The organism is uncultured Photobacterium sp. (assembly GCF_947039875.1).
GTDB lineage: Bacteria > Pseudomonadota > Gammaproteobacteria > Enterobacterales > Vibrionaceae > Photobacterium.
In genome coordinates this window covers 53133-78201 of record NZ_CAMRAN010000001.1, presented here as the reverse complement: position 1 = coordinate 78201, position 25069 = coordinate 53133, and the positions used below count along the sequence as shown (strand labels likewise).

21 protein-coding genes are annotated in these 25069 nt (G+C 40.6%); 6 read left to right on the top strand and 15 right to left on the bottom strand.

Annotated elements, in window-relative coordinates:
• Positions 1-6: 6 nt before the first annotated feature.
• Positions 7-528 (bottom strand): RNA pyrophosphohydrolase, encoded by a 522-nt coding sequence (rppH, locus tag Q0V26_RS00280; protein ID WP_080158479.1) that lies wholly within the window; start codon positions 526-528, stop codon positions 7-9.
• Positions 529-1260: 732 nt separating this feature from the next.
• Between rppH and mutH the strand changes: the two genes are divergently transcribed.
• Positions 1261-1926, top strand: coding sequence for a DNA mismatch repair endonuclease MutH (gene mutH / locus Q0V26_RS00275; protein WP_297474845.1), 666 nt, complete (start codon positions 1261-1263; stop codon positions 1924-1926).
• A gap of 23 nt (positions 1927-1949) precedes the next feature.
• On the opposite strand, the gene Q0V26_RS00270 is transcribed toward mutH, so the two are convergent.
• The 6 genes from Q0V26_RS00270 to xerD all read right to left on the bottom strand — a co-directional run bounded on the left by Q0V26_RS00270 (position 1950) and on the right by xerD (position 9964).
• A complete protein-coding gene (locus Q0V26_RS00270; RefSeq protein ID WP_297474611.1) occupies positions 1950-3293 on the bottom strand; it encodes a VpsR-related response regulator in 1344 nt (447 codons plus the stop codon).
• 231 nt (positions 3294-3524) lie between these two features.
• On the bottom strand, positions 3525-5033 hold the full coding sequence (gene lysS, locus Q0V26_RS00265) for a lysine--tRNA ligase (RefSeq protein WP_080158480.1): 1509 nt from the start codon (positions 5031-5033) through the stop codon (positions 3525-3527).
• A 32-nt stretch (positions 5034-5065) separates the two neighbouring features.
• Positions 5066-6164, bottom strand: a protein-coding gene (gene prfB, locus Q0V26_RS00260; protein WP_107276911.1) for a peptide chain release factor 2 whose coding sequence is annotated in 2 segments (ribosomal slippage) — positions 5066-6088 and positions 6090-6164 — 1098 coding nt in all. Because the reading frame shifts where the segments join, the coding sequence is not laid out codon by codon here.
• 168 nt (positions 6165-6332) lie between these two features.
• On the bottom strand, positions 6333-8057 hold the full coding sequence (recJ, locus tag Q0V26_RS00255; protein ID WP_297474602.1) for a single-stranded-DNA-specific exonuclease RecJ: 1725 nt from the start codon (positions 8055-8057) through the stop codon (positions 6333-6335).
• Between the two features lie 122 nt (positions 8058-8179).
• A complete protein-coding gene (gene dsbC, locus Q0V26_RS00250; RefSeq protein ID WP_297474600.1) occupies positions 8180-8908 on the bottom strand; it encodes a bifunctional protein-disulfide isomerase/oxidoreductase DsbC in 729 nt (242 codons plus the stop codon).
• Between the two features lie 159 nt (positions 8909-9067).
• Complete coding sequence (gene xerD, locus Q0V26_RS00245) at positions 9068-9964, bottom strand: site-specific tyrosine recombinase XerD (RefSeq protein WP_297474598.1); 897 nt, start codon at positions 9962-9964, stop codon at positions 9068-9070.
• A 211-nt stretch (positions 9965-10175) separates the two neighbouring features.
• On the opposite strand from xerD, the gene fldB reads away from it, so the two are divergent.
• Positions 10176-10697: a flavodoxin FldB gene (fldB, locus tag Q0V26_RS00240; RefSeq protein ID WP_080158484.1), complete on the top strand. Its 522-nt coding sequence runs from the start codon at positions 10176-10178 to the stop codon at positions 10695-10697.
• An 80-nt stretch (positions 10698-10777) separates the two neighbouring features.
• Here fldB and brnQ read toward each other — a convergent pair whose 3' ends face one another.
• Entirely contained in the window at positions 10778-12097 is a 1320-nt protein-coding gene (gene brnQ, locus Q0V26_RS00235) for a branched-chain amino acid transport system II carrier protein (RefSeq protein WP_297474594.1), read from the bottom strand.
• A gap of 397 nt (positions 12098-12494) precedes the next feature.
• Here brnQ and Q0V26_RS00230 point away from each other — a divergent pair, with 397 nt between their 5' ends.
• Both Q0V26_RS00230 and srmB read left to right on the top strand, forming a co-directional pair.
• Positions 12495-13205, top strand: coding sequence for a methyltransferase (locus tag Q0V26_RS00230; RefSeq protein ID WP_297474592.1), 711 nt, complete (start codon positions 12495-12497; stop codon positions 13203-13205).
• 195 nt (positions 13206-13400) lie between these two features.
• Positions 13401-14651 carry an ATP-dependent RNA helicase SrmB gene (gene srmB / locus Q0V26_RS00225; RefSeq protein ID WP_080158487.1) on the top strand — a complete coding sequence of 417 codons (1251 nt, stop codon included), beginning with the start codon at positions 13401-13403 and terminating at the stop codon, positions 14649-14651.
• Positions 14652-14738: 87 nt separating this feature from the next.
• On the opposite strand, the gene yaaA is transcribed toward srmB, so the two are convergent.
• Together yaaA and Q0V26_RS00215 are read right to left on the bottom strand one after the other, a co-directional pair.
• A complete protein-coding gene (yaaA, locus tag Q0V26_RS00220; RefSeq protein WP_297474589.1) occupies positions 14739-15512 on the bottom strand; it encodes a peroxide stress protein YaaA in 774 nt (257 codons plus the stop codon).
• 107 nt (positions 15513-15619) lie between these two features.
• Positions 15620-17071, bottom strand: coding sequence for a sodium:alanine symporter family protein (locus Q0V26_RS00215; RefSeq protein WP_297474586.1), 1452 nt, complete (start codon positions 17069-17071; stop codon positions 15620-15622).
• A gap of 488 nt (positions 17072-17559) precedes the next feature.
• On the opposite strand from Q0V26_RS00215, the gene Q0V26_RS00210 reads away from it, so the two are divergent.
• On the top strand, positions 17560-17742 hold the full coding sequence (locus Q0V26_RS00210) for a DUF3545 family protein (RefSeq protein WP_080158490.1): 183 nt from the start codon (positions 17560-17562) through the stop codon (positions 17740-17742).
• Positions 17743-17812: 70 nt separating this feature from the next.
• Here Q0V26_RS00210 and ung read toward each other — a convergent pair whose 3' ends face one another.
• Entirely contained in the window at positions 17813-18475 is a 663-nt protein-coding gene (gene ung, locus Q0V26_RS00205; protein WP_297474579.1) for a uracil-DNA glycosylase, read from the bottom strand.
• Between the two features lie 3 nt (positions 18476-18478).
• Positions 18479-19327 carry a deoxyribonuclease IV gene (gene nfo / locus Q0V26_RS00200; RefSeq protein WP_297474574.1) on the bottom strand — a complete coding sequence of 283 codons (849 nt, stop codon included), beginning with the start codon at positions 19325-19327 and terminating at the stop codon, positions 18479-18481.
• A gap of 363 nt (positions 19328-19690) precedes the next feature.
• Here nfo and grcA point away from each other — a divergent pair, with 363 nt between their 5' ends.
• Entirely contained in the window at positions 19691-20068 is a 378-nt protein-coding gene (grcA, locus tag Q0V26_RS00195; protein WP_036796032.1) for an autonomous glycyl radical cofactor GrcA, read from the top strand.
• Positions 20069-20166: 98 nt separating this feature from the next.
• Here grcA and thrC read toward each other — a convergent pair whose 3' ends face one another.
• The 3 genes from thrC to thrA are packed head-to-tail and all read right to left on the bottom strand — an operon-like array spanning position 20167 to position 24879.
• Positions 20167-21459 (bottom strand): threonine synthase, encoded by a 1293-nt coding sequence (gene thrC / locus Q0V26_RS00190; RefSeq protein ID WP_297474571.1) that lies wholly within the window; start codon positions 21457-21459, stop codon positions 20167-20169.
• Between the two features lie 2 nt (positions 21460-21461).
• On the bottom strand, positions 21462-22418 hold the full coding sequence (gene thrB, locus Q0V26_RS00185; protein ID WP_080158494.1) for a homoserine kinase: 957 nt from the start codon (positions 22416-22418) through the stop codon (positions 21462-21464).
• Position 22419: 1 nt separating this feature from the next.
• Entirely contained in the window at positions 22420-24879 is a 2460-nt protein-coding gene (gene thrA, locus Q0V26_RS00180; protein ID WP_297474568.1) for a bifunctional aspartate kinase/homoserine dehydrogenase I, read from the bottom strand.
• Positions 24880-25069 lie beyond the last annotated feature (190 nt).

Here is a 25069-nt window from a genome sequence, read left to right as displayed (position 1 = left end):
GACTTGCTAATTACGTTTTTTAATGCGCTTAAATTTACGTTCTTTCCATTCTTTAAATGGCATTGCAACAGCTGCAAACTCCTTTAATGCTCGACGATATACGTCACGCTTAAAAGAGACAACTTGCCTTACTGGGTACCAATAACTTACCCAGCGCCAACCATCAAACTCAGGTGTTACACCACGCTGCATATTGACCTTGGACTCATCGCATTCCAAACTCAGCAAAAACCACTTTTGCTTTTGACCGATACAAACAGGTTTTGAATCCCACCGCACAAGACGCTTCGGTAATTTATAACGTAACCAGTGTCGGCTTGACGCAATTATCCTGACATCTTTTTTGGTTAATCCTACTTCTTCATACAATTCACGGTACATAGCTTGCTCAGGGGTTTCACCTTCATCAATGCCACCTTGCGGAAATTGCCAAGAATGTTGTCCATATCGTCGAGCCCAAAATACCTGGCCATGGCCATTGCAGATAACGATCCCTACATTAGGGCGGTATCCATCGCCATCAATCACTGGACGACCTCAAGTATAAATATCTATTAATAATGATTTTTTCATAGTAGACGTGATCGGTAAACAAACATTCATCAATATCGCCGAGTTTTACACAATAAAAACCAGATTCTGGATAACTTTGCACACTGATTACTTTACAGACAGCCAAATGAGACATGTCCCACATTTATTCACTCTTTCTGTGGATAGATTTGTGCAGAAACCTAAAAAAAGCCGATTTAAGTAACAAATAATGTCTTAGCAACGAACAACAACAATAGTCATTATATATTTTTTTCACATTAAAAACATAAAGATAAAATCAAATAATCTCTATAATAAAATAAAATAAAGGCAACTTTCACATCACTAAAAAACGATCGATTAAATATCAACCAATAATGACTTTACCCACAACTTCCCCCTAATCGTAATGAACAACACCACATCACAATGGTTACTTTTACAACTTATCACTGTGTAAATAATCAGTTATACTGCAATGAAATATTTTCAAAAAAAAAGCTGTGGATATCTTTTATTTTAATCTTAGTCTTAAATAACATGACCTGTAGCTAATAATAAAATCATCAGACCCTGCTACTGCGGCAATGATCAACCACAATCATCATTTACCTCTAATGATCAATACCGATCCTCACCCACCAACCCATACGAATATGATAGTATTAATTGCGATAAAAAATTGAATATAACTGACTATCACGACACTTTATGAATATAAAAATCATCCGTTCAACGCCAAAAACAGAAGCTGAATTACTCAATCGAGCCCAACAATTGGCAGGCATGACTCTTGGTGAATTAGCCGCAATCGCGGGCATCATTCCCCCTCCGGATCTTAAACGTGATAAAGGTTGGGTTGGTCAATTATTAGAATGGCACCTCGGTGCAACGGCGGGCAGTAAACCGGTTCCCGATTTTATTGAGCTCGGCATTGAACTAAAAACCATCCCGATCAGTTATCAGGGGAAGCCACTTGAGACAACGTTTGTTTGTGTTGCCCCTTTGATTGGAGTGCAAGGCTTACAATGGCACAGCAGTCATATCAGACAAAAACTGGCACGGGTATTGTGGGTCCCCGTCGAAGGAGAGCGAGATATTCCACTTGAAGAACGCCATGTTGGTTCAGCATTACTGTGGAGTCCTAGTGCCGAAGAAGAAGCACAACTACAGCAGGATTGGGAAGAGTTAATGGATATGATCGTGTTAGGACAAGTAGAAACTATCACTGCGCGTCATGGTGAAGTACTGCAATTACGTCCAAAAGCCGCCAACAGTAAAGTACTTACTGAAGCTTATGGTGCTAATGGTCAGCCCATTAAAACCTTGCCGCGTGGCTTCTACCTAAAAAAACAATTTACCGCGCAATTGCTGCAACAGCATTTTATTTAGTCATACTGATTCCAATAGATTAATCAGGCGTGACTTTGACGAAAACACCGCGGTGGTGGAATTAACTCATGCTTATTTAATAAACGATACATCGTTGCGCGTGATACGCCCAATTCACGTGCAGCTGCCGATATTTGACCTTTATTATTTTCTAATACGGTTAATAAAGCATTTCGTTCAGACTCTTCACGCACTTTTTTTAAACTTAATTTATCATCAATTAAACGAGGGATATCTAACTGATCCGCTTCAATACATTTATTTTCCGCTAACAATACCGCCCGTTTTATTTGGCAAATAAGCTCTCGCACATTACCGGGCCATGGATATTGCAATAACATTGCTTGAGCCTGTTCCGATAAAGATTTAGCGACGCTGTTATATTGACGTGCATATTTTAATAATAAAAAATCAGCTAAGGAAATAATGTCATCACTGCGCTCACGTAGCGGTGGCACTGTAATAGAAACGACATTTAAGCGGAAATATAACTCTCGTCGTAACGTCGCTAATGTCACCAGATTATCAAGCGAATGATGGGTTATTGAAATAATTCGTATATTAACAGCAATAGTCTTGCCTTTAGTGCCACAATAACTGCCATCAACCAACACTTGATACAGTGCTTGCTGGCAAGCATCCGTTAATGCGGTAAACCCCTCAAGCACTAACACCCCATTATTGGCCGCTTCAAAAACAGATAGGGGGCCATGTTCTGTCTCTATTATCCAATCAGCGGTTATAGTTTCACAGTTAACCCGTATCACCTGCTGTTTTGCACGCGCTGAAGCTTGAAAAATAGCATCAGCAACTAATATTTTCCCGGTTCCAATTTCACCACTAATAACAACAGAAACATCGCTTAATGCAATCCGCTTTACTTGATCGCGTAATTTTTTCATCACTGCCGTAGAGCCTTGTAGCCCTTGCTGGCCAAAATTACCTAATTGTGGCCATACCTTACGCTCTAAATTAACCATACCAATCTGATGACCGATCGTTTGTAATAATCGCTCTGACGGAACAGGCACCGAAAAATAATCAAGACAGAAATTAACGATAAATTGGCCTATCGCTTCATTAGCAAGTTGCTCATCACGTACAATCGCAATCCAGCGTACTTGTTTATTACGATTTACCATTGCAGAAAAACTATGGATACTAAAATCATCATGGCTAAGGTCAACAACACTAATGCAAGGACCAATTTCTAACAGTAATGTTTCTGCTGTTCGTAAATCATAACAACGATGACATAACCAACCAGCACTTTCCATTGTTGGTAGCCACTGCTGATTATTACCGCCAAAAATAACTAAGGTATTAGGAATAACAGCCTTAGCTTTTTTTACCATCCCGATAGTCATTCTTCCCTCCATCAATAACGCAATTATCTCTTTAGTGGTATTTAACAACTGCTTTATTAATAATATACCAACAAATGCAACCTGTTTAGTATAATGTGATTTTAGTAATATAATCTGTTGATGTAACTCGAATTTTTATAAAACAAATCGCTATTTGTCGCTTTTTTGACTCTTTTTTCAGACAAAAAAAAACCATCGCATAATGCGATGGTTTTTTATATCACGACACGATTAATTATTTAGTTGTGGGCGCATTGCCGGGAACAAAATAACGTCACGAATTGTATGTGTGTTAGTAAATAGCATTACTAAACGGTCAATACCGATACCTTGACCTGCTGTTGGCGGTAAACCATGCTCTAGCGCAGTAATGTAGTCTGCGTCATAGTACATAGCTTCATCATCGCCCGCATCTTTAGCATTAACTTGTGCTTTAAAGCGTTGGTCTTGGTCTTGAGCATCGTTAAGCTCAGAGAAACCATTCGCAACTTCACGGCCACCGATGAAGAATTCAAAGCGATCAGTAATGAATGGGTTTTCATCATTACGACGAGCAAGTGGTGAGATATCTGCTGGGTATTCAGTAATGAATGTTGGTTGCATTAGTTGAGGTTCAGCGGTTTCACCAAAGATCTCTTCTAATAACTGACCACACGTCCAGAAGCTTTCAACGTCAACATGTACAGACTTAGCAATCTTGACCATCAGCTCACGATCAGCAACGCCTTCGTAAGTTAATGCTTGGATTTCTGCATGATCTGGGTTGTATTGCTTGATTGCATCTAGCATGCTGATACGCGCGTAAGGGCCAGCAAATTCAACTTCAAACTCACCATAAGGCATTTTTGAAGAACCTAGAACGTCAATCGCAACGCTGCTTAGCATTTCTTCAGTAAGATCCATTAGATCATGGTAATCAGCGTACGCCATGTAGAATTCCATCATAGTGAATTCAGGATTATGACGTGGAGATAGACCTTCATTACGGAAGTTACGGTTAATTTCAAATACACGCTCAAAACCACCAACCACTAGACGCTTAAGGTAAAGCTCAGGCGCAACACGTAGGTACATGTCGATGTCTAATGCATTATGGTGAGTCACAAATGGACGTGCTGTTGCACCACCAGGGATCACGTGCATCATTGGCGTTTCAACTTCCATGAAGTTTTTTGTTACCATGAAATTACGGATCGCTGAAACTACTTTTGAACGAATGATAAATGCACGACGAGAATCGTCATTTACAATCAGATCAACATAACGTTGACGGTAACGCATTTCTTGGTCAGTTAGACCATGGAATTTCTCTGGTAATGGACGCAGTGCTTTTGTTAGCAACTCGTAGCTATCCATTTCGATGTAAAGATCACCTTTACCAGATTTATGTAGCGCCCCTTTAACACCGATGATGTCACCGATATCTAGACCAGAATATTTTTCTTTTAGCTCTTTCTGAACATCTTTAGATGCATAAGCCTGAATACGGCCAGATACATCTTGAATTGCAAGGAAAGGACCACGCTTAGCCATTACACGGCCAGCGATTGCAAACACATGACCGGCTTGTTCAAGCTCTTCCTTAGTCATCTCACCGTATTTTGCTTCTAGATCTGCCGCTAAGCTATCACGACGGAAATCATTTGGGTGGCCATTTGCTTTACAACCTTTGCGGATCATGTCTAATTTAGCACGACGTTCAGCAATCAGTTTATTCTCATCTTGTACTTGGTCAGTCATGGGGTATCCCTTAAAATTTTACTGAAATTCGGTTAAAGACCTGATTTCAAGCTAGCTTCAATAAAACGGTCTAAATCACCGTCCAATACTGCTTGGGTGTTTCGATTTTCCACCCCAGTACGTAAATCTTTTATGCGGGAGTCATCCAATACATAAGAACGGATTTGACTGCCCCAGCCAATGTCTGATTTGGTATCTTCACTGGCTTGCTTTTCAGCATTTTGCTTCTGCATTTCATATTCAAACAATTTCGCTTTTAATTGCTTCATTGCTTGATCTTTATTCTTATGCTGAGAGCGATCGTTCTGACACTGCACAACAAGGTTTGTTGGTAAGTGTGTAATACGTACCGCAGATTCAGTGGTGTTTACGTGCTGACCACCCGCACCTGATGCGCGGTATACGTCAATACGTAAATCAGAAGGATTGATATCAATAACGATATTGTCATCAATTTCTGGATACACAAATGCTGATGCGAACGAAGTATGACGACGACCGCCTGAGTCAAACGGTGATTTACGCACTAAACGGTGAACACCTGTTTCGGTACGTAACCAGCCATAAGCATACTCACCGCTAATACGTACTGTGACAGATTTTAGACCGGCAACATCGCCATCAGAAATTTCAATGATCTCGCTCTTAAAGCCTTTGGCATCAGCCCAGCGCAAATACATGCGGAGCATCATTGATGTCCAATCTTGTGCTTCAGTACCACCAGAACCTGCTTGAAGGTCAAGATAGCAATCAGAACTATCATGATCACCAGCAAACATTCGACGAAATTCTAACTTAGCTAACTTAGCTTCAAGCTCAGCTAACTCAGGTTCAATCTCATCAAAGGTTTCTTGATCGTCTTCTTCAACCGCTAACTCAAGTAGACCCGCAACGTCTTCAACGCCTTGGTCTAATAAGTCAATGGTTTCAACTACCGCTTCCAGTGCTGCACGTTCTTTACCTAACGCTTGAGCGCGTTCAGGTTCACTCCATACATCTGGTTGCTCTAACTCTGCATTGACCTCTTCTAGACGCTCTTTTTTAGCATCATAGTCAAAGGTACCCCCTAAGGATGTCAGTACGTGCTGACACATCCTCAAGTCGGTTTTTAATAGGATTAATTTCGAACATCGCCACGCTTCATTACCGAAATGGACATAACCGCAAGATTCTATCGAATTGTAGATAGAATATACAGGGGGAGTGAAAGGTTATCAGAAAATTAATCGAAATATGGTGACAATCTAGGCTGTCGACGCCAAGATCCTCACCACTTTCGGCTAAGTTCTCAGGCTAACATTATTTTGCAGTCAAATGTTCAACCATCAATTGCACGCTACGATTGCCGCGAAACTCATTAACATCGAGGCGATACACCAATTCAATTTGCTGTACTGAAGCATCTGGCCACCGTTTAAGATCAACATTAAATGCTATCGCATCGATCACACCTCCCCCCGATAACGGCTCAACCATCATTTTTAGATGTTTTCCTGCCACCAGCTTTTGGTGTAATAATCGAAACGTGCCATCAAACATCGGTTCGGGAAATTGTTGTCCCCATGGCCCACCTGCGCGTAATATTTCAGCAGTCTCAAGCGTTAGTTCATGAGGTTGTAGTTCACCATCACTGAGTAATACACCTTGCAATGCATCTTCATCTAACACTTTACGTACTGCGGCATCAAAAGCGAGACTGAAGGCGTCCAATTGAGACTCAGGGATGGTCAATCCAGCCGCCATCGCGTGACCACCAAATTTTAAAATCATACCAGGCTGTTGTGTATCAACCACATCTAACACATCGCGCATGTGTAATCCGACAATAGAGCGACACGATCCTTTTATTTCATCGTTGCCTGCATCAGCAAAAGCAATTACTGGTCGATGATATTGATCTTTGATCCGCGAGGCTAAAATACCGATCACCCCTTGATGCCAATCACGTTGAAACAGCACTAAACCATAAGGCATATCCTGCTGATTAAACTGTAACCGTTCACAAATCGCGAGACCTTCTTCTTTCATCCCTTGTTCTATTTCTTTGCGGGTTTGATTAAGTGCATCAAGCTCTGACGCCATACGTCGTGCTGCTTGAATATTGTCACACAGCAGTAACTCCACTCCGAATGACATATCGTCTAATCGTCCAGCAGCATTAATTCGCGGCCCAAGTGCAAAGCCAAGATCACTCGCCACTAATCGAGCAGGATCACGATTAGCCACTTCGATTAATGCTTGAATACCAGGGCGGCATTTACCAGCACGAATACGTTGTAACCCTTGATGGACGAGAATACGGTTATTACCATCTAAAGCCACCACATCAGCAACCGTACCCAGTGCCACTAAATCAAGCAGTTCAGCTAAATTAGGCACAGCCAGTGCTTGTTGTTCAAACCAACCGTTATTACGCAGTTCTGCTCGTAAAGCCAGCATCAAATAAAACGCGACCCCAACCCCACATAATGCTTTTGAGGGAAAACCGCATTGATCAAGGTTAGGATTCACCATCGCATCAGCAGCAGGTAAACAGTCTCCCGGTAGGTGATGATCGGTAACCAGCACTTGTACCCCTTGTGCCTTTGCTGCTGCGACACCAGCAATCGAAGAGACGCCATTATCCACCGTCATGATAAGTTCTGCACCACGATCAATCGCTTGCTGCGCCACTTCAGGACTAAGGCCATAGCCATCATCAAAACGATTCGGAACTAAATAATCCACATTACGACAGCCTAGCATTTTCAACGCCAACACTGATAATGCAGAACTGGTGGCACCATCGGCATCAAAATCACCGACAATAATAATACGAGTATTATTGATAAGTGCGGTAACTAATAATGTTACTGCATCAGCCATACCATAAAGCTGATTATAATTAAGTAATCCTTTCGCGCCGCGTTCAAGTTCAGCATCATTAGTGATACCACGGCTCGCATAAATGCGTTGTAAAATAGCAGGGATCTCATTCGAGAAGCATTGAGGATCGACAACAGGACGACGTTTGATTTCTATCATAATAACGGCTTCTTTAGTGGAATGATTATCTTTTCATCTTAACCAAATCACCGCCAACAAAAAAGCCTGATATCACTATCAGGCTTTTATCCACGATGACCGATGTTAATTAATGGCCGTGATTAGCTTTTCGCTTTGCTATCCAATAATTGCAGTAATGCCGCTGGCGGTTGGTAACCAGGGATCATAGTGCCATCTTCTAGCACTATCGCTGGCGTACCATTAACCCCCATTGCAACACCTAACTGGTATTGCTTCATCACTAAATCAGGGCGTGGAGTAATTTTTGATTCATCAAAAGTACCGCTCTTAGCATCATGCATTGCTTTAGCTCGATCTTTTGCTCCCCAAATCGCACTCATTTGATTGAAATTACTTGAGCGCTCACCGCCACGAGGGAAAGCAAGGTAACGTACCGTAATACCCGCGTCGTTATAAGCTTGCATTTCATTATGCAATTTACGGCAATAACCACAGCTAGTATCAGTAAACACGGTTACCACATATTTTTCATTTTTAGCAGGATAGACAATCATATCTTTATCCATACCCACTAATTTAGCTTTGTTTAACTGTGCCATTTTTTGCTCAGTTAAATTCACAGATTTAGCGTCGATATTTTGATATAAATGACCGGCTAAAAAATATTGTCCGTCATCAGAGGTATAAATAATACCACGTTCAGTCACAACTTCATTTACACCCGCCATTGGTGACGCTGTAATTGAGTTTGGCGTTAAACCCATGGTGGATAGTTGCTTAGTGATAGCCGTTACGTCAGGCTTTGCTACCGCAGAAAAAGTAGTCAGTGCAATAGTAGTGGCTAGCACGGTGCGACGAATAATATGCATCTTGTTATCCCTTTTAAAATGATGACTATCTCGATATAAAACAGACCGAGATTTCGACTATATAGTTTCAATTACACTATTGTTTTTATCCGCGCAGCATAGATGAAGTATCCCTAAATACAAATATAATCGTTAATTTTAGCTAACAACATCTCATAATTATGCACGAGGATGATGGCTTTGGTGTAATTGTTTCAATCTTTCAGTGGCAACATGGGTATAAATTTGGGTCGTTGAGAGATCACTATGACCTAGCAACATTTGTACCACTCGCAAATCAGCGCCATAATTAAGTAAATGGGTAGCGAAAGCATGGCGCATTACATGAGGTGATAATGTATCGGCATCAATGCCAGCTAATACCGCATAATATTTAATTCGATGCCAGAATGTTTGGCGTGTCATTTGACGAGCGCGTCGACTAGGAAACAGTACATCTGAACTTTTCTCACCTAATAGTACCGGTCGTCCACTTTCAATAAACTGCTCAATCCAATCAACGGCATTTTCACCCATAGGCACTAAGCGTTCTTTGTCGCCCTTACCTGTCACTCTCACCACACCTTGGCGCAAACTGACTTTATCCATGGTTAATGTAACTAATTCGGTCACACGTAATCCGGTGGCATACAGCAATTCCAGCATCGCTTTATCACGCAATTCGAGTGGATCATTAACATCTGGCGCTTCTAATAACGCTTCTACTTGTGCTTCACTAAGATCTTTTGGCAACCGTTTAGGCAACTTAGGCGTTACTAACATGGCACTCGGATCATCAATCCGTACTTTCTCACGGTATAAATATTGAAATAAACGTCGAATCGCCGACACCATACGTGCGCGTGATGTTTGCTTATAGTTTTGATCAAACAGCCATAATTGATAACGTTGTAAGTCATCAACCGAGGCTTGAGAAACAGTAATCGCTTGTTGCTGCATCCATTGTTGTAATTTTTTTAAATCATTACGATAAGAGGCAAGAGTATTGTCGGATAACCCTCGTTCCATCCACATCGCATCAAGAAAGCGTTCAATAATAACATCGTCGGTTACCATTTTTACCTCATCATAAGCTGTGTTATAAGACGGTTTAAATACATGGATAAAAACACAGTACTCAACGCATGATAGGATATTTACACTAAAAAGTAACCTCGTTATCTATTAATTCAACGGAATATTATACCGTTCAAGACCATGCTAACCTTGAGCTCAGCGATCAATAGCGAGTACACTTTAGTTAAAAATAAAATATAGGATACACAGCATGAAAATTGGTCTGTTTTATGGCTCAACGACCTGTTATACCGAAATGGCGGCAGAAAAAATCCGTGAATGCCTTGGGGCTGATCTGGTCGAATTACACAATATTAAACACACGCCATTAACGGAAATGAACCAGTATGACATGCTGATTTTAGGCATTTCAACTTGGGATTTTGGTGAAATACAAGAAGACTGGGAAGCGGTATGGCAACAATTAGATGGCTTACAATTACAACAAAAAACCGTGGCCTTATTTGGGCTCGGTGATCAAGAAGGCTATACCGAGTGGTTTTTAGATGCAATGGGTATGTTACATGACCAACTCAGCTCAACCGGGGTACAATTTATCGGTTATTGGCCTAATGATGATAGCTATCAATTTCAGGCATCAAAAGCATTAACAGCCGATGAATCATTGTTTGTGGGTCTCGCTTTAGATGAAGATAGCCAATACGAATTAAGTGATGATCGTATTCATCAATGGTGTGAGCAAATCATGCTCGAATACGCTCAACTTATCTAAACTTGGATCGTATTCATAAAAAAGGGATACTCATGCATCCCTTTTTTATATTTCAACAACTACATTGTTATTTCACTGTTTTATATAACAACGGTGTGCTTATTTTCATCTTTAGATTGTTTACCACCGATGAAACGCGTTATCACTAAAGCAATAACCGTTGGTAATACCCATGCCATACCATAATTAAACATTGGCAATGAACTAAACAACGACATATCAACCTTCAGGTATTTAGCCACATCAATCATACTAAAGATAAATGAGACTAATAATACCACACGATATGCTAATCGTGGATTAGGCAACCATTTGCGAATCAAGGCCAAGGCCACCAATGCGATAGCAACAGGATATAATGCAAACAACACTGGTATAGATAGTGAAATCAGCATATTTAAACCAACATTAGCAACAACAGCACACACAATCGCAAGTAATACTGCCCATTTTTTATAAGACATTGGGGTTAGCGTACTGAAATAATCCGCACACGCACTAATTAAACCAATCGCCGTAGTTAAACAAGCAAGTAATACAATCGTTGATAAAATGATTTGTCCTGTTGAACCAAACAGCGCCATCACATAAGTGGTTAAAATCGCACCACCGTTACCGACGCCAGCGGCAATACCCGCACTGGTTGCACCAAGATAAAATAATGATACATAAACAAAGGCTAAACCGGTTGCAGCAATCAAGCCTGCGTAAATAAGGTAAGTACAAGTCGTCCTATCATCCGTCACGCCTTTGCTACGAATAACATCAACAATCAGCATACCGAACATCAGTGCTGCAAAGGTATCCATGGTGTTGTAACCCTCAAGAAAACCAGTAATAAACGGTTGAGAGATATATTCACCTTGCGCTGCAATGATATTTCCTTGTGGATTAATAAAGACCGCAATCGCCAACACTGTTAACACCACAAATAAAGCGGGGGTTAAAAATTTGCCAATCATGTCGATTAATTTACCGCGAGACCAAGCAAAGAACAATGCTACCGAAAAGAAGATAATAGAAAAGAGGGTTAAACTGGTTTGGCTTGCGTCAGTAAGAAAAGGTTTTACTGCCATCTCATAAGCAACAAGACCGGTACGAGGAGCAGCAAACGCAGGGCCAATAATGATAAAAATCAATACCGCCATTAACGTTGCAACCTTTGATGGTAAATCACGGGTAAGCCCCTTCCAACCACCACCAGCGATAGCTACCGCGATAATACCAATTAAAGGTAAACCCACGGCTGTAACTAAAAATCCTGACATTGCCGATAGCATATTCTCACCCGCAAGCTGTCCGGCTAACGGTGGAAAAATGATGTTACCTGCACCAAGGAAGAACGCAAAGGTCATAAAGCCTAGCGCAATGATATCTGTTATTTTGAGTGTTTTTTTCAAACTGCACCTTCCACTCTCTAATGGGTTATATATTGTGTCTGCATTTTTTATAATAAGTAGCACGGGTTATATGTTGCTGTTAATTACGTGCCTTGCAGCATAATGACCAAAAAGATTAATCTTAGCAATAGAGCAGCGAAAAACACCATATAATTCAGTTTGAGAGTACAAAAAACGGAACCAACCACTGCTTGTAAAATTCAAAACAACATAAATAACCAACAAAAAGCAAAACAACCATACTTACAAAAAACATAACACTTAAACATCACCATGAAAACAAAACTATAACAAAATAAACATTAATAATTATAACTTGGTTATATAACCTTCGTTTTGTATGCTTTTGTGTGTTTTATAAACATGGTAACTATCCAAAAAAACAAGGGAATAAACAATGAGTCGCAGCTTTAACTTTAAACAATTCACCATCAATGATCATGGTTGCGGCATGCCTATCAGTACTGATGCCGTTTTATTAGGTGCATGGGCGGCGTTACCACAGCAAGGGCATATTGTTGATATCGGTACAGGTAGTGGCTTATTAGCATTAATGGCGGCACAACGCACCCAAGCAACAACAATCACAGCCGTTGAATTAGATTCCAACGCGGCAACCGCGGCAACCGCAAATTTTGCAGCATCACCATGGTCATCACGTTTACAGTGTATTGAAAATAATATTGTTCATTGGTGTCAACATATTGCCCCAGCTTCAATTGATAGTATTCTTTGTAATCCACCCTATTTTAATGCAGGTCAACAAGCCCAACAGCAGCATCGCGCCACAGCCCGCCACACCGATAACTTCAGTCATCAACAATTACTAGAAACTCTTCGCTATTTATTAACCACTAATGGCTGTGCTAGCATTATTCTCCCCACCTATGAAGGCCAACAGTTAATCACTCACGCACTCACTTACGGATTATACTGCCGGCGTCGTTGCGATGTTCGCACCACCGTTCAAAAACCAGTAATGCGGACATTAATCGAATTAACTAAAAATTGTTCTATTACTAAGCAACAACAACTTTGCATTCATGCCGATAACACTTATTCATCTGATTTTATTACACTTACTAAAGATTTTTATTTAAAAATGTAATCTGTCACCGTATAAAATATAATCAAGAAATCATGAAGATTAAGCATTAACTGAAGTTTTTATGTTTTAATCGGTGTTAGTTACGCCAAGAGTGGCTATAATGCCGCCCCTTAATATAAATACCCATGTTCTGGTTACACTGCAAAAACACAGTAACGAGAGCATATTTAGCATTTGTCTTGGGAGAGATAACTGGTGAAAGACTTTTCCGAATTAGAGTTAGATAGCGAGCTATTACGAGCGATTGACGAGATCGGCTATAGCCGCCCAACCGTAGTTCAAGCGCAGGCTATCCCTCATGCCCTTGACGGTAAAGATGTCATGGCTTCTGCACCAACAGGGACCGGAAAAACAGCGGCGTTTCTGCTTCCAATGATTCAGCACTTGCAGGATTTTCCACGCAAAAAACCGGGGCCTGCACGTGTATTAATCTTAACGCCAACGCGTGAGTTAGCGATTCAAGTTGCTGAGCACGCAAAAGCACTTTCTAAGTACACTAACTTAAAAGTATTCACCATTACTGGTGGTATTTCTTACGATGAGCATGCTGAACTACTTGGTAAAACGCAAGATATCGTCGTAGCAACACCTGGCCGTTTAATGGAATACATTGAGTCTGAGAAATTTGATTGCCGTGCAATTGAATGTCTGATTCTTGATGAAGCTGACCGTATGTTAGACATGGGTTTTGGCAAAATTGTTGAGCGCATCAACCATGAATGTCGCTGGCGTCGTCAGAGTTTATTATTCTCAGCAACCTTAGAAGGTAAAGGCGTACGTGAGTTCTCAGAAACGATTCTAAATGAACCACTTGAAGTTAACGCTGATCCATCTCGTCGCGAACGTAAAAAGATTCAACAGATGTATCTTCGTTGCGATAGTATGGAGCACAAACTTGCTCTGTTAGAAAACATCATTAAAGATCAAGCAGAACGTACCATCATCTTTGTAAAAACACGTGAGCGCCTAGGTATCCTTCGTAGTCAATTAGACGCAATGGGCATTCCTTGTAACTGGATTCAAGGTGAAATGGCACAAGCTGCGCGTACTAACATGATCACTCGTTTTCGTGATGGTGTAGTGAACGTACTCATTGCTACCGACGTTGCTGCGCGCGGTATTGATTTACCCGATGTAAGCCATGTTATTAACTTTGACCTACCACGTACTGCTGAAGTTTACGTACACCGTATTGGTCGTACTGCTCGTGCAGGCAAAAAAGGTACTGCTATTGCATTGGTTGAAGCACATGACCAAGGCATGATCGAACGTATTAGCCGTTACATGAAAGAAGAAGTGCAAGAGCGCTTTATTCATGGTCTACGTCCACAAACGAAGAAACCTAATACCGCCAAGAAAAAGAAAAAAGTTGATAAGAAAGTAAAAGAAGCGAAAGCGAAAAAGAAAATCAAACAAGCAGCTAAAAAAAGCCAAGCTAAGTCATAATTTTCTCTTTTACAAAACAGACAAATAAAAAGGCCAACGCTAATGCGTTGGCCTTTTTTTAGCATAAAATAATTACCGCTACATTAATTATTGCTGTTCACGCTTAAACACTAATTCAGTGGATGTTGATTCCGCTGCAACAAAATAATAGCCTGCACTATCAAACTGTTGTAACTGAGCAATAGACGTTAATTGATTATCTAAAATATAGCGAGCCATCATTCCACGGGCTCTTTTGGCATAGAAACTAATGACTTTATAAGTGCCATTTTTACAGTCTTTAAAAATAGGGGTAATTAATTGAGCATTGAGTTTTTTAGGCTTAACCGCTTTAAAGTATTCATTAGATGCTAGATTAACCACAATATTATCGCCTTGTTCAGCGACAGCGACATTAAGCTTATCGGTAATAATATCGCCCCAGAATTGATACAAATTACTGCCACGTTGGTTCGCTAGACGGGTGCCCATTTCTAAACGGTATGGCTGCATTAAATCAAGTGGTCGCAACACGCCATAAAGCCCAGATAACATTCGTAAATGCTGCTGTGTATAGGCAAACTGTGCTTCAGTCATGGTTTCAGCGGCTAAGCCCGTGTAGACATCACCTTTAAATGCCAAAATCGCTTGGCGAGCATTATCCACGGTAAACGTTGGCTGCCACTCTGCAAAACGCGCCGCATTTAATCCGGCAATTTTATCACTGACTTTCATCAAGCTCGCAATATCCATCGGCGTCAGATCTCGGCAAACATCAATCAATTCAGCTGAATCAACGGTTAATTCAGGTAACGTGTAAGTTGTTGTCGCTAATGGCGAGGTGTAATCTAACGTTTTTGCGGGTGATACCACGATTAACATAAGGCTTTTTCCTTTAAAGTCTGACGTATTTAGACTACCACCATCAAGAGTAAAAACCACATATAACTGCCGTGGTTATTACTATTTCATTAATAGGTATACAAACATTAATGTCGCGTTGACTTTACGGCAACGGATGCCGATTCATCCCAAATCCCCGCTTCAAGTTGAGCATGTAATTCGGGGTAATCTTGACGATTAAATGTGGGTATTTTTCCAAGCGATAACTGCTTATTATAATCTTGCGCTAACTTAATCACCGTCCCCGACAGTAACACTATCGCGGCTAAGTTAATCATTGCCATCATACCCATAGAGATATCAGCCATCGCCCAAACAGTAGGTAAATCAGCCATCGCTCCAAACATCACCATACATAACACTACCACTCGAAAAATATTTAAGCCCACCTTGTGATTATGCTCTAGAAATATCAAATTCGTTTCAGCATAAGAATAATTAGCGACCAGTGATGTAAAAGAAAAGAAGAATATAGCCACCGCAATAAAAATCCCCCCCCAATCACCCACTTGGGAACTGATGGCTTTTTGAGTCAATTCAATGCCAGTAATACTGCTATGTGGCTCATATTCACCTGACATTAAAATAATCGCCACCGTGGCAGAGCAGATAACAATAGTGTCCATAAACACCCCTAACATCTGTACATAACCTTGTGATGCAGGATGTGGAGGATAAGGTGTTGCCGATGCAGCAGCGTTTGGGGCAGAGCCCATGCCGGCTTCATTTGAAAATAATCCACGCTTTAAGCCATTAATCATTCCTTGTGCTATGGTGTAACCTAACGCGCCAGAGGCTGCTTCTTCAAAACCAAACGCACTACGGAAAATCAACATCAAAATATGCGGTAACTGTTCGATATTGCTCAGCATAATAAATAATGCCAATACGAGGTAACACAATGCCATCGTCGGTACTAAAATTTCAGCTGTACGTGCAATTGTGCGCAGACCACCAAAAATAATAATGCCCGTTAACACCACAAGGCCAAAGCCAACATATTGTGGTTGCCATCCAAAAGCGACATGTGTGGCTTGACTGATTGAATTGGCTTGCACCGCATTAAAAACTAAGCCAAAGGCAATAATCAAACAGATAGAAAAGATAACTCCCATCCATCGCATACCTAAACCGCGTTCCATATAATAAGCAGGGCCACCACGATAATTACCATCATCGTCACGGGTTTTGTACAATTGCGCTAATGCACTTTCTGCAAAAGCGGTCGCCATACCTAACATCGCAATTAGCCACATCCAAAAAATGGCACCGGGACCACCTAAGGTCAAGGCAACTGCAACCCCAGCCATATTGCCAGAGCCAACTCTTGCCGCCAAACTGGTACACAAAGCTTGAAAAGATGAAATACCCGACGAGTCTGACTTTCGACTATTTTTCATTACAGAAAACATATGTTTAAAGTGACGAAACTGAATAAAATTGAGGCGATAAGTAAAATAAATGCCAATACCAATCAGCAAATATATCAACACCGATCCCCATAACAAATCGTTGATAAAGTTAATTTGACTGGTCACATTTCACGCCTTAAAAATCGATAATTAATGATACAACGTCCTTTTTACTACCGTTATTAACCCAATAAAAAACAGCGCCAAACATGGCAATATACGCTACAGGTATTCCTTTAAACCCTGCCAACTTTAAAGCATAAGATCAGAGATAAGGTGCAAAACCATTATTAAAATAATAATTATCAGCATTTTTACAGTGAGTTATAAAACTTACAACTAAAAATATTTACTGATTATTACCCTCTAAAAATGGATTTTATTTAGATAATTAGCCTGTTTAACTACAGACTAATAATTGAACTATAAAAATCCTATTTAACACCAATAATGGTTTCTTTTTTAATCACTCACTCAACAACTGTGAGACCACCCACACAAAAGTTTCATATTTTAATAACAAATGAGAAACAGTTCAATTTTATTATTAACCATTTTATGGTAATAAATACTCAAATCGCTTACATCAAGCGAAAAGTAGGGATAGATATTTTATGGATAGCTTTGCATTTGATGACATGATGACAATCGATACTGTTTCTCGTCGCTCTCGTGCTAAACCAGAAAAACGAAAGTGGCGTGAAATTGAAGCATTGAAAGATCGTCAAAGACTACGTCGAGAACTACAAGACATGGATATGTGCGGTAGTTTCAATAGTGATGATTTTGATTTCTAAATATATTATTAAAACGGCCAGCATAAATACTGGCCGTTTTATTCCTAAAAGTAATACACCGTAACGCAGCTTATAATTGCCAATTAATCGATGGTTTATTCATCATCGACAATAAATTATTTGTCTCTGAAAAATGCTTACACCCAAAAAAACCACGGTAAGCAGACAATGGCGAAGGATGTGCAGATGTTAAAACATGGTGTCGTTCAAGATCGATTTTCTTACCTTTTTTCTGAGCATGTGCGCCCCACAATAAAAAAATCACCCCTTCGGTATTATCATTAATGTATTCAATAGCACGATCAGTAAACGTTTCCCAACCGATTTTAGCGTGAGAGTGCGCATTACCTTGTTCAACGGTTAAAACTGTATTAAGCAACAGTACCCCCTGCTCAGCCCATGGTTGTAAATAACCATGCTCAGGAATAGTAAAACCATTGATATCCGTCGCTAATTCCTTGTACATATTAGCTAATGAAGGCGGCGTTTTTACTCCAGGTAATACTGAAAAACTCAAACCATGTGCTTGATTAGGACCATGATAAGGATCTTGACCTAAAATCACGACTTTCGTCTCCATTAATGGCGTACTAAAAAAAGCATTAAACACAGCATCTTGAGGAGGAAAAACCATTTTACCTTCAGCGTGAGCCGTAGCAACGGCTTGTTCAATATCATTAAAATACGGTAATTGTTGTTGCTGCTCGATAAATGTTTGCCAATTTGCCATCATAGGTTAACTCTCTAATTCAAAACTGCGTAAAGTCATAATTTCATGGTGCCAGATATCAGGATTAATGGTTTCTAATATCAAAGGCATATTATTAAAGCGGTTATCTTGCATTAAAAATCGAAAGCAATCCCACCCAATCATTCCTTCACCTAGACTATGATGACGATCCAAATGACTCCCTAAATCTCCTTTAGAATCATTTAAATGCATTGCTCGCAAATATTGCATCCCAACCACTTGATCAAATTCAGCAAACGTCGCTGCCGTCGCTTCCATCGTCCGTAGATCATATCCAGCCGCAAAAGTATGGCAAGTATCAATACAAACCCCAACTCGGGATTTATCGTCCACTTGAGCAATAATTTCAGCTAAATGCTCAAAACGCCAACCTAAGTTAGATCCTTGCCCGGCAGTATTTTCAATCACAGCGACCACATCATCAACTTGCTGATGAGCGATATTAATTGATTCAGCAATGAGAGCTAAACAGGCCGCTTCTGATATTTTTTTTAAATGACTACCAGGATGAAAATTCAATAAATGTAGCCCTAATTGCTGGCAACGTTGCATCTCATCTACAAAAGCTAAACGTGATTTTTGTAATTTTTCAGCATCTGGTGATCCTAAATTAATCAAGTAAGAATCATGCGGTAAAATAGCAGTTGCATCAAAATTTAATTGCTGACATTTTGTCTTAAACGCCATAATAGCATTATCTTCTAACGGCTTAGATAACCACTGACGTTGATTCTTAGTAAACAGCGCGAAAGCATTTGCACCAATGATCGCAGCATTTGAAGGGGCATTGTATACACCACCAGCAGCCGACACATGAGCCCCAATCAGTTTCATAATAACTCCTACAAATAACCGTTAAACAATATATAAACAGCACCCAATAGTAGTGGTGACATTTAACATACTGCCACATAAACGATGACAATAAATTCACCATTAGTGTATTGTGACACTCTATAATGTTGTTATTTTACAACAAAATAACATTCAACTTATTTTTTAAAATTGACATTTTTAGTTGATTACCCAGTAAAATGCAGTTAGATTGACCTAGCTCAATAAAACACCCCTATTATATTTAAGGTTTTTTGTCGTAATTTGATCTACATCAATACACAAAAGTGCATTGAAGGTTATATAATAGATAGCTCAATACAAAAACGAATAAATTAACAATAATTTTCTTGGAGAAAAGTTATGATTACTGGTATTCAAATTACTAAAGCAGCAAACGATGATCTACTAAACTCAATCTGGATCCTAGATAGCGAGTCTAATGAAGCGCGTTGTGTTTGTGCACCTGGTAGCTACGATGCTGACCAAATTATCGCACAAGCAGATCTTGGTGACATTGAGTACCGTGAACTAGCTATCGAAGCGCCAGCTAAAATCGAAGGTGGTCAACACCTAAACGTTAACGTTCTTAAGCGTGAAACACTACTAGATGCAGCTGCACACCCAGAAAAATACCCACAGCTAACTATCCGTGTATCAGGTTATGCTGTACGTTTCAACTCACTAACAACAGAACAACAGCAAGACGTTATCGCTCGTACTTTCACTAGCAGCCTATAATTTATAGCCTAGTGTGAGTGTCTTGATTTGAGCAAGATGCTGTAATAAAAAAAGGAGCCACTGGCTCCTTTTTTGTCTCATGATTTACTTATGTCACATTATACAACGGGTTGAACCGAGTATAAAATTGTCTTAATTGTAGCAAAATCATTAGCAGTTTCTAATGATAATAGTGGCAATGCATTATGTTTTGCGAGCGGTGCAGGTAATGGCAAATCAGTACTAAGAATGTTATCAACCACATCTTTAAATTTAGCTGGATGTGCGGTACACAAGAACATGCCCGTTTCCCCCTTGACTAATTGTTGTTCTAAAACATGATAAGCAATTGCACCGTGTGGCTCACATAAATAGCCATCGGCATACATTTGTTTTAATGTCACCGCGGTTTGTTGGTCATCAACGGCGCCATACCCGATCTCGTTTAATCCCCAGTCATTGAGCTGACATAACTCTTCAATACGTGGCCAGTTATTTGGCTGACTAACATCCATCGCATTTGAGATCGTGGCAACAGTTGTCTTTGGTGCCCACTCTCCAGTGTGTAAATAACGCGGAACCGTATCATTTACATTCGTGGCAGCAATAAAGCGTTTAACCGGTAAACCTAATGATTTCGCTAATAGACCTGCGGTTAAATTACCAAAATTACCACTCGGTACGGAAATAACGAGGTGTTCACGCTCTGCTTTTGATAATTGTGATACAGCCTCAAAGTAATAACAAATTTGCGCCATTAGGCGACTGATATTAATCGAGTTTGCTGAGTTTAGACCAATATCAGCCCGTAACTCTGCGTCATCAAAAGCTTGTTTAACTAATGCCTGACAATCATCAAAGGTGCCATTAACCGCAACAGTAGTAATGTTTTCACCTAAGGTACAAAACAATTTTTCTTGTAGTGGGCTAATTTTGCCTTTGGGGTACAAAATCACCACTTGAATATTATCCATACCATAAAAAGCATGAGCAACCGCGGCACCTGTATCTCCTGATGTTGCCGTTAAAATAGTAATGTTACCGTCACTATCAGTTACCGCAGCTAAAGATTGCGCCATAAAACGGCCACCAAAGTCTTTAAATGCTAATGTCGGACCATGAAACAGCTCTAATGCATACACGCCGTCTTTTACTTTATTGATAGGTGCTGGAAACTGAAAAGCACTATCAACCATTTGAGTCACAATCTCACGACTCAGCTCATCACCAATAAATGCTGATAAAATATTACTACTACGACTCACAAAGTCCATTGCGAGCAAAGCATCAATATCACCCAGTTGTGGTAATTGTGCTGGAAAAAATAAGCCTTGTTGACGACCTAAACCTTGGCGCACTGCCTGACCAAATGACACTTGTTGTTGGTGATCTTTAAGATTATACAACTTCATGGTTATAACTCACTCCCTGTAACTTTTGCACCTTGTTTATCCAGCTGACAAACATGCACAAATCCTTGATCATTTTGAACATAATTATCGGCTAGCCAATTAGCTAACCGCTGTGCAACCTCAAGCTTGGTACAGATACTAAACATCGTTGGCCCAGAACCTGAAATACCACTCGCAATCGCCCCCGCTTCTAACGCATATTGTCGAGCTTGATGAAAACGTGGTAATAATTTTTCACGATAAGGCTCAGCCACAACATCATGGATCATTTTAGCGGCTAACAAAGGTTGTCGTGAGTGGCAAGCATGAATAAACCCGCCCAAATAACGTCCATGAGCAATCACATCCTGACGTCGATATTGAGCGGGTAAAATGGCACGCGCTTCAGCTGTTGGCACTTTAATACCAGGATATGCCATAACCCAATACCAATCATCAAAACAAGGCACCGCTTGACTAATAATCCCCATTTCTTGGACCATAAATTGCAATCCACCTAAGAAGCAAGGCGCAACATTATCGTAATGGGTACTCCCTGAAACCTCCCCTTCCATTTCCCCCATTAACGTCAATAATTCATTACTGGTTAATGGTTGTTGGTGGAATTGGTTTAGCGCCTCAAGCGCGGCCACAATAGAACACGCACTTGAGCCTAAGCCAGAACCAATTGGCATGTTCTTTTCTAATGTGACAGCCACCGGCAATAATGGAATACCTTTATGATCCAATTCACGTGCAAACACTTGCCAACAGCGATACACAATATTGTCTTGTGCTTGTGGCGGTAACTTATCCACAAAAGCGCCGACACATTGCAGGCTAAATGCCGATGTTCCTGCCGCGACTTCAACTCGATCTCCTAATAAAGAACCATCAATAGGAGAAACCGCAGCACCTAACACATCAAAACCGACACTGACATTGCCAATCGAGGCTGGCGCATAAACAACGACACTCATGTTATATACCTCGCTTCCAACCTAAGGTACGCATTAGATCGGCAAAGACACCTGCCGCAGTCACTTCCGTACCGGCACCATAACCACGTAAGACGAGAGGAATCGGTTGGTAGTAACGGCTATAAAACGCCAATGCATTTTCACCGTCTTTGATTTTAAACATCGGATCATCAGGGTTTACGGCAACAATCTTAACGTTACACTTACCATGATCAATCTCACCCACATAACGTAATACTTTGTCTTCTTTTGCTGCGGTCGCAGCCAGTTCAGAGAAATAGACATCGGCTTGAGGCAAACGAGCCATAAAGTCATCAACAGAACCCGAAGCATCAAAACCTGGCGGTAATGCTTGTTCTACCACCACATCTTCAAGTTCTAATTCTAACCCAGCTTCACGAGCCAAAATCAGTAACTTACGCGCAACATCCATACCAGAGAGATCATCACGAGCATCAGGCTCAGTAAAGCCATTATTACGTGCAACTGTGGTCGCTTCACTGAAACTCATGCCATCATCTAACTTACCGAAGATGTAAGATAAAGAGCCAGATAAGATACCCGAGAAACGTACTAATTCATCACCTGCAGCCAGCAAGTTTTGTAAATTTTCAATCACAGGTAAGCCAGCACCAACAGTGGTGTCATACATGAATTTACGATGACCAACTCGCGCAGCTTGGCGCAATTGTTGGTAATACGCCATGCTAGCAGTATTGGCTTTCTTATTAGGGGTAATAACGTGGAAACCTGCCGCAAGATAATCGGTATATTGCTCGGCAATAGTTTGATCTGACGTACAATCAACAATCACGGGGTTGATAATATGGTTATGACGGACTAACTCAACCATACGTTGTAATTGCAATGGTTCATTAACCGCCCCCATCAGATCACGCCAGCTATCTAGCATAAAGCCATTACTGTTAAGCAGTAACCCTTTACTGTTCGCCATGCCACAGACACGGATCACAATCCCTTTTTGCGCTAATTTTTGTTGCTGACGGTGAATTTGATCAATTAATTCACCACCAACGCCACCAACACCAACAACAAACACATCTAACGTATGTTGGCTATTAAATAAATTCTCATGACACGCTTTAACCGCTTCTGATACTTTATTTTGAGGAATAACCGCAGAGATAGCACGTTCAGATGACCCTTGTGCAATCGCTACAATGTTGACATCGACTTCTGCTAACGCCGTAAAGAAACGCGATGCAACACCATGTGAGGTTCGCATACCGTCACCAACCAACGTCACAATTGATAAATCATCACTAAACTCAACCGGCTCTAATAAACCTTCTTTTAATTCAAGCTCAAAACTGGCAATTAATGCTTTTTTAGCAATCGTCTTATCCTGTGTTTCAATACAAAAACTAATGCTGTATTCAGATGAAGATTGCGTGATCAACACCACCGAGACGCCGGCGGTTGACATCGCACCAAAGACACGCGCAGCCATACCAACCATGCCTTTCATTCCCGGACCGGAAACGTTAACCATGGTCAAATTTTTTAAGGTTGTAATACCTTTAATATCAAGCTTATCTTCACCCGTATCTTGACCAATAAGCGTGCCAGCCCCTTGTGGATTAAAACTGTTTTTAATTAAACATGGGATTTGAAATTGCGCAATCGGAGCAATGGTTTTGGGATGCAATACTGATGCCCCAAAATAAGATAACTCCATCGCTTCTTGATAACTTAATGATTTAAGCAGGCGAGCATCTGGTACTAAACGTGGATCACAACTATAAACCCCATCAACATCTGTCCAAATTTCACAACAATCCGCGCGCAAACAAGCAGCTAAAACGGCGGCTGAATAATCAGAACCATTACGGCCTAAAGTGACTAATTCACCTTGAGCGTTACCGGCAGTAAAACCTGGCATGATACAAACGTGGTCTGCGGGTAATGGATTATTTTGGAAGTGCTGTGTTGATACCTCGATATCAACATGAGCTTCAAGATAGTCACCTTCGGCATGGAGATACTGCACGGGATCAATCAAACTTGCCGCCTGACCTTTGGCTTCCAATAGCAACTTCATGGTTACAATTGATAGCCGCTCACCTTTACTGATCACTTTGGCATACACATTATCTGGGCATAATCCTAATAACCGAATACCGTGAACATACTGTTGTAGTTGTTCAATCGTGGTGGCTAATTTGCTCTCTAATGTCTGATGATCTAACTTTGGTTCACGTGCTTTTAAACCATGAAAAAGATCATTAAATACCGTTTCTAATGTTGCTATTTGCTGAGCTGCAGCACCGGTTGTTACCGCACTCTCAATCACCGCAACTAAATTGTTGGTAACCTTACCTGGCGCTGATAACACCACCGCAACTTCGCCTTGCTTGGCATTGCTGGCAATAATATCTGCCGCTCTTAAAAATCGTTCTGCATCTGCTAGTGACGATCCGCCAAATTTAAATACTCGCATTCCCTACTCCCGAGTGACTATCCTGAACTATTTATCTCTCGATAAATATTACTCAACACTGATGAATTTAAATTTAAAAAAAAAGCCCGCAGCTCTTAATGAGTTGCGGGCTTATTGTAATTTTGCGCATATCAGCCCGCATCAACACCTGTAATGTCAATGGTAATAATCATGGTGGTGGTGATAACGA

What these genes read in the sequence shown, in the direction of transcription:
- Q0V26_RS00270 (WP_297474611.1), bottom strand. Translation starts at nt 3,293, where the DNA reads ATGACTATCGGGATGGTAAAAAAAGCTAAGGCTGTTATTCCTAATACC.
- lysS (WP_080158480.1), bottom strand. Translation starts at nt 5,033, where the DNA reads ATGACTGACCAAGTACAAGATGAGAATAAACTGATTGCTGAACGTCGT.
- recJ (WP_297474602.1), bottom strand. Translation starts at nt 8,057, where the DNA reads ATGATAGAAATCAAACGTCGTCCTGTTGTCGATCCTCAATGCTTCTCG.
- dsbC (WP_297474600.1), bottom strand. Translation starts at nt 8,908, where the DNA reads ATGCATATTATTCGTCGCACCGTGCTAGCCACTACTATTGCACTGACT.
- xerD (WP_297474598.1), bottom strand. Translation starts at nt 9,964, where the DNA reads ATGGTAACCGACGATGTTATTATTGAACGCTTTCTTGATGCGATGTGG.
- fldB (WP_080158484.1), top strand. Translation starts at nt 10,176, where the DNA reads ATGAAAATTGGTCTGTTTTATGGCTCAACGACCTGTTATACCGAAATG.
- Q0V26_RS00230 (WP_297474592.1), top strand. Translation starts at nt 12,495, where the DNA reads ATGAGTCGCAGCTTTAACTTTAAACAATTCACCATCAATGATCATGGT.
- yaaA (WP_297474589.1), bottom strand. Translation starts at nt 15,512, where the DNA reads ATGTTAATCGTGGTATCACCCGCAAAAACGTTAGATTACACCTCGCCA.
- Q0V26_RS00210 (WP_080158490.1), top strand. Translation starts at nt 17,560, where the DNA reads ATGGATAGCTTTGCATTTGATGACATGATGACAATCGATACTGTTTCT.
- ung (WP_297474579.1), bottom strand. Translation starts at nt 18,475, where the DNA reads ATGATGGCAAATTGGCAAACATTTATCGAGCAGCAACAACAATTACCG.
- nfo (WP_297474574.1), bottom strand. Translation starts at nt 19,327, where the DNA reads ATGAAACTGATTGGGGCTCATGTGTCGGCTGCTGGTGGTGTATACAAT.
- grcA (WP_036796032.1), top strand. Translation starts at nt 19,691, where the DNA reads ATGATTACTGGTATTCAAATTACTAAAGCAGCAAACGATGATCTACTA.
- thrC (WP_297474571.1), bottom strand. Translation starts at nt 21,459, where the DNA reads ATGAAGTTGTATAATCTTAAAGATCACCAACAACAAGTGTCATTTGGT.
- thrB (WP_080158494.1), bottom strand. Translation starts at nt 22,418, where the DNA reads ATGAGTGTCGTTGTTTATGCGCCAGCCTCGATTGGCAATGTCAGTGTC.
- thrA (WP_297474568.1), bottom strand. Translation starts at nt 24,879, where the DNA reads ATGCGAGTATTTAAATTTGGCGGATCGTCACTAGCAGATGCAGAACGA.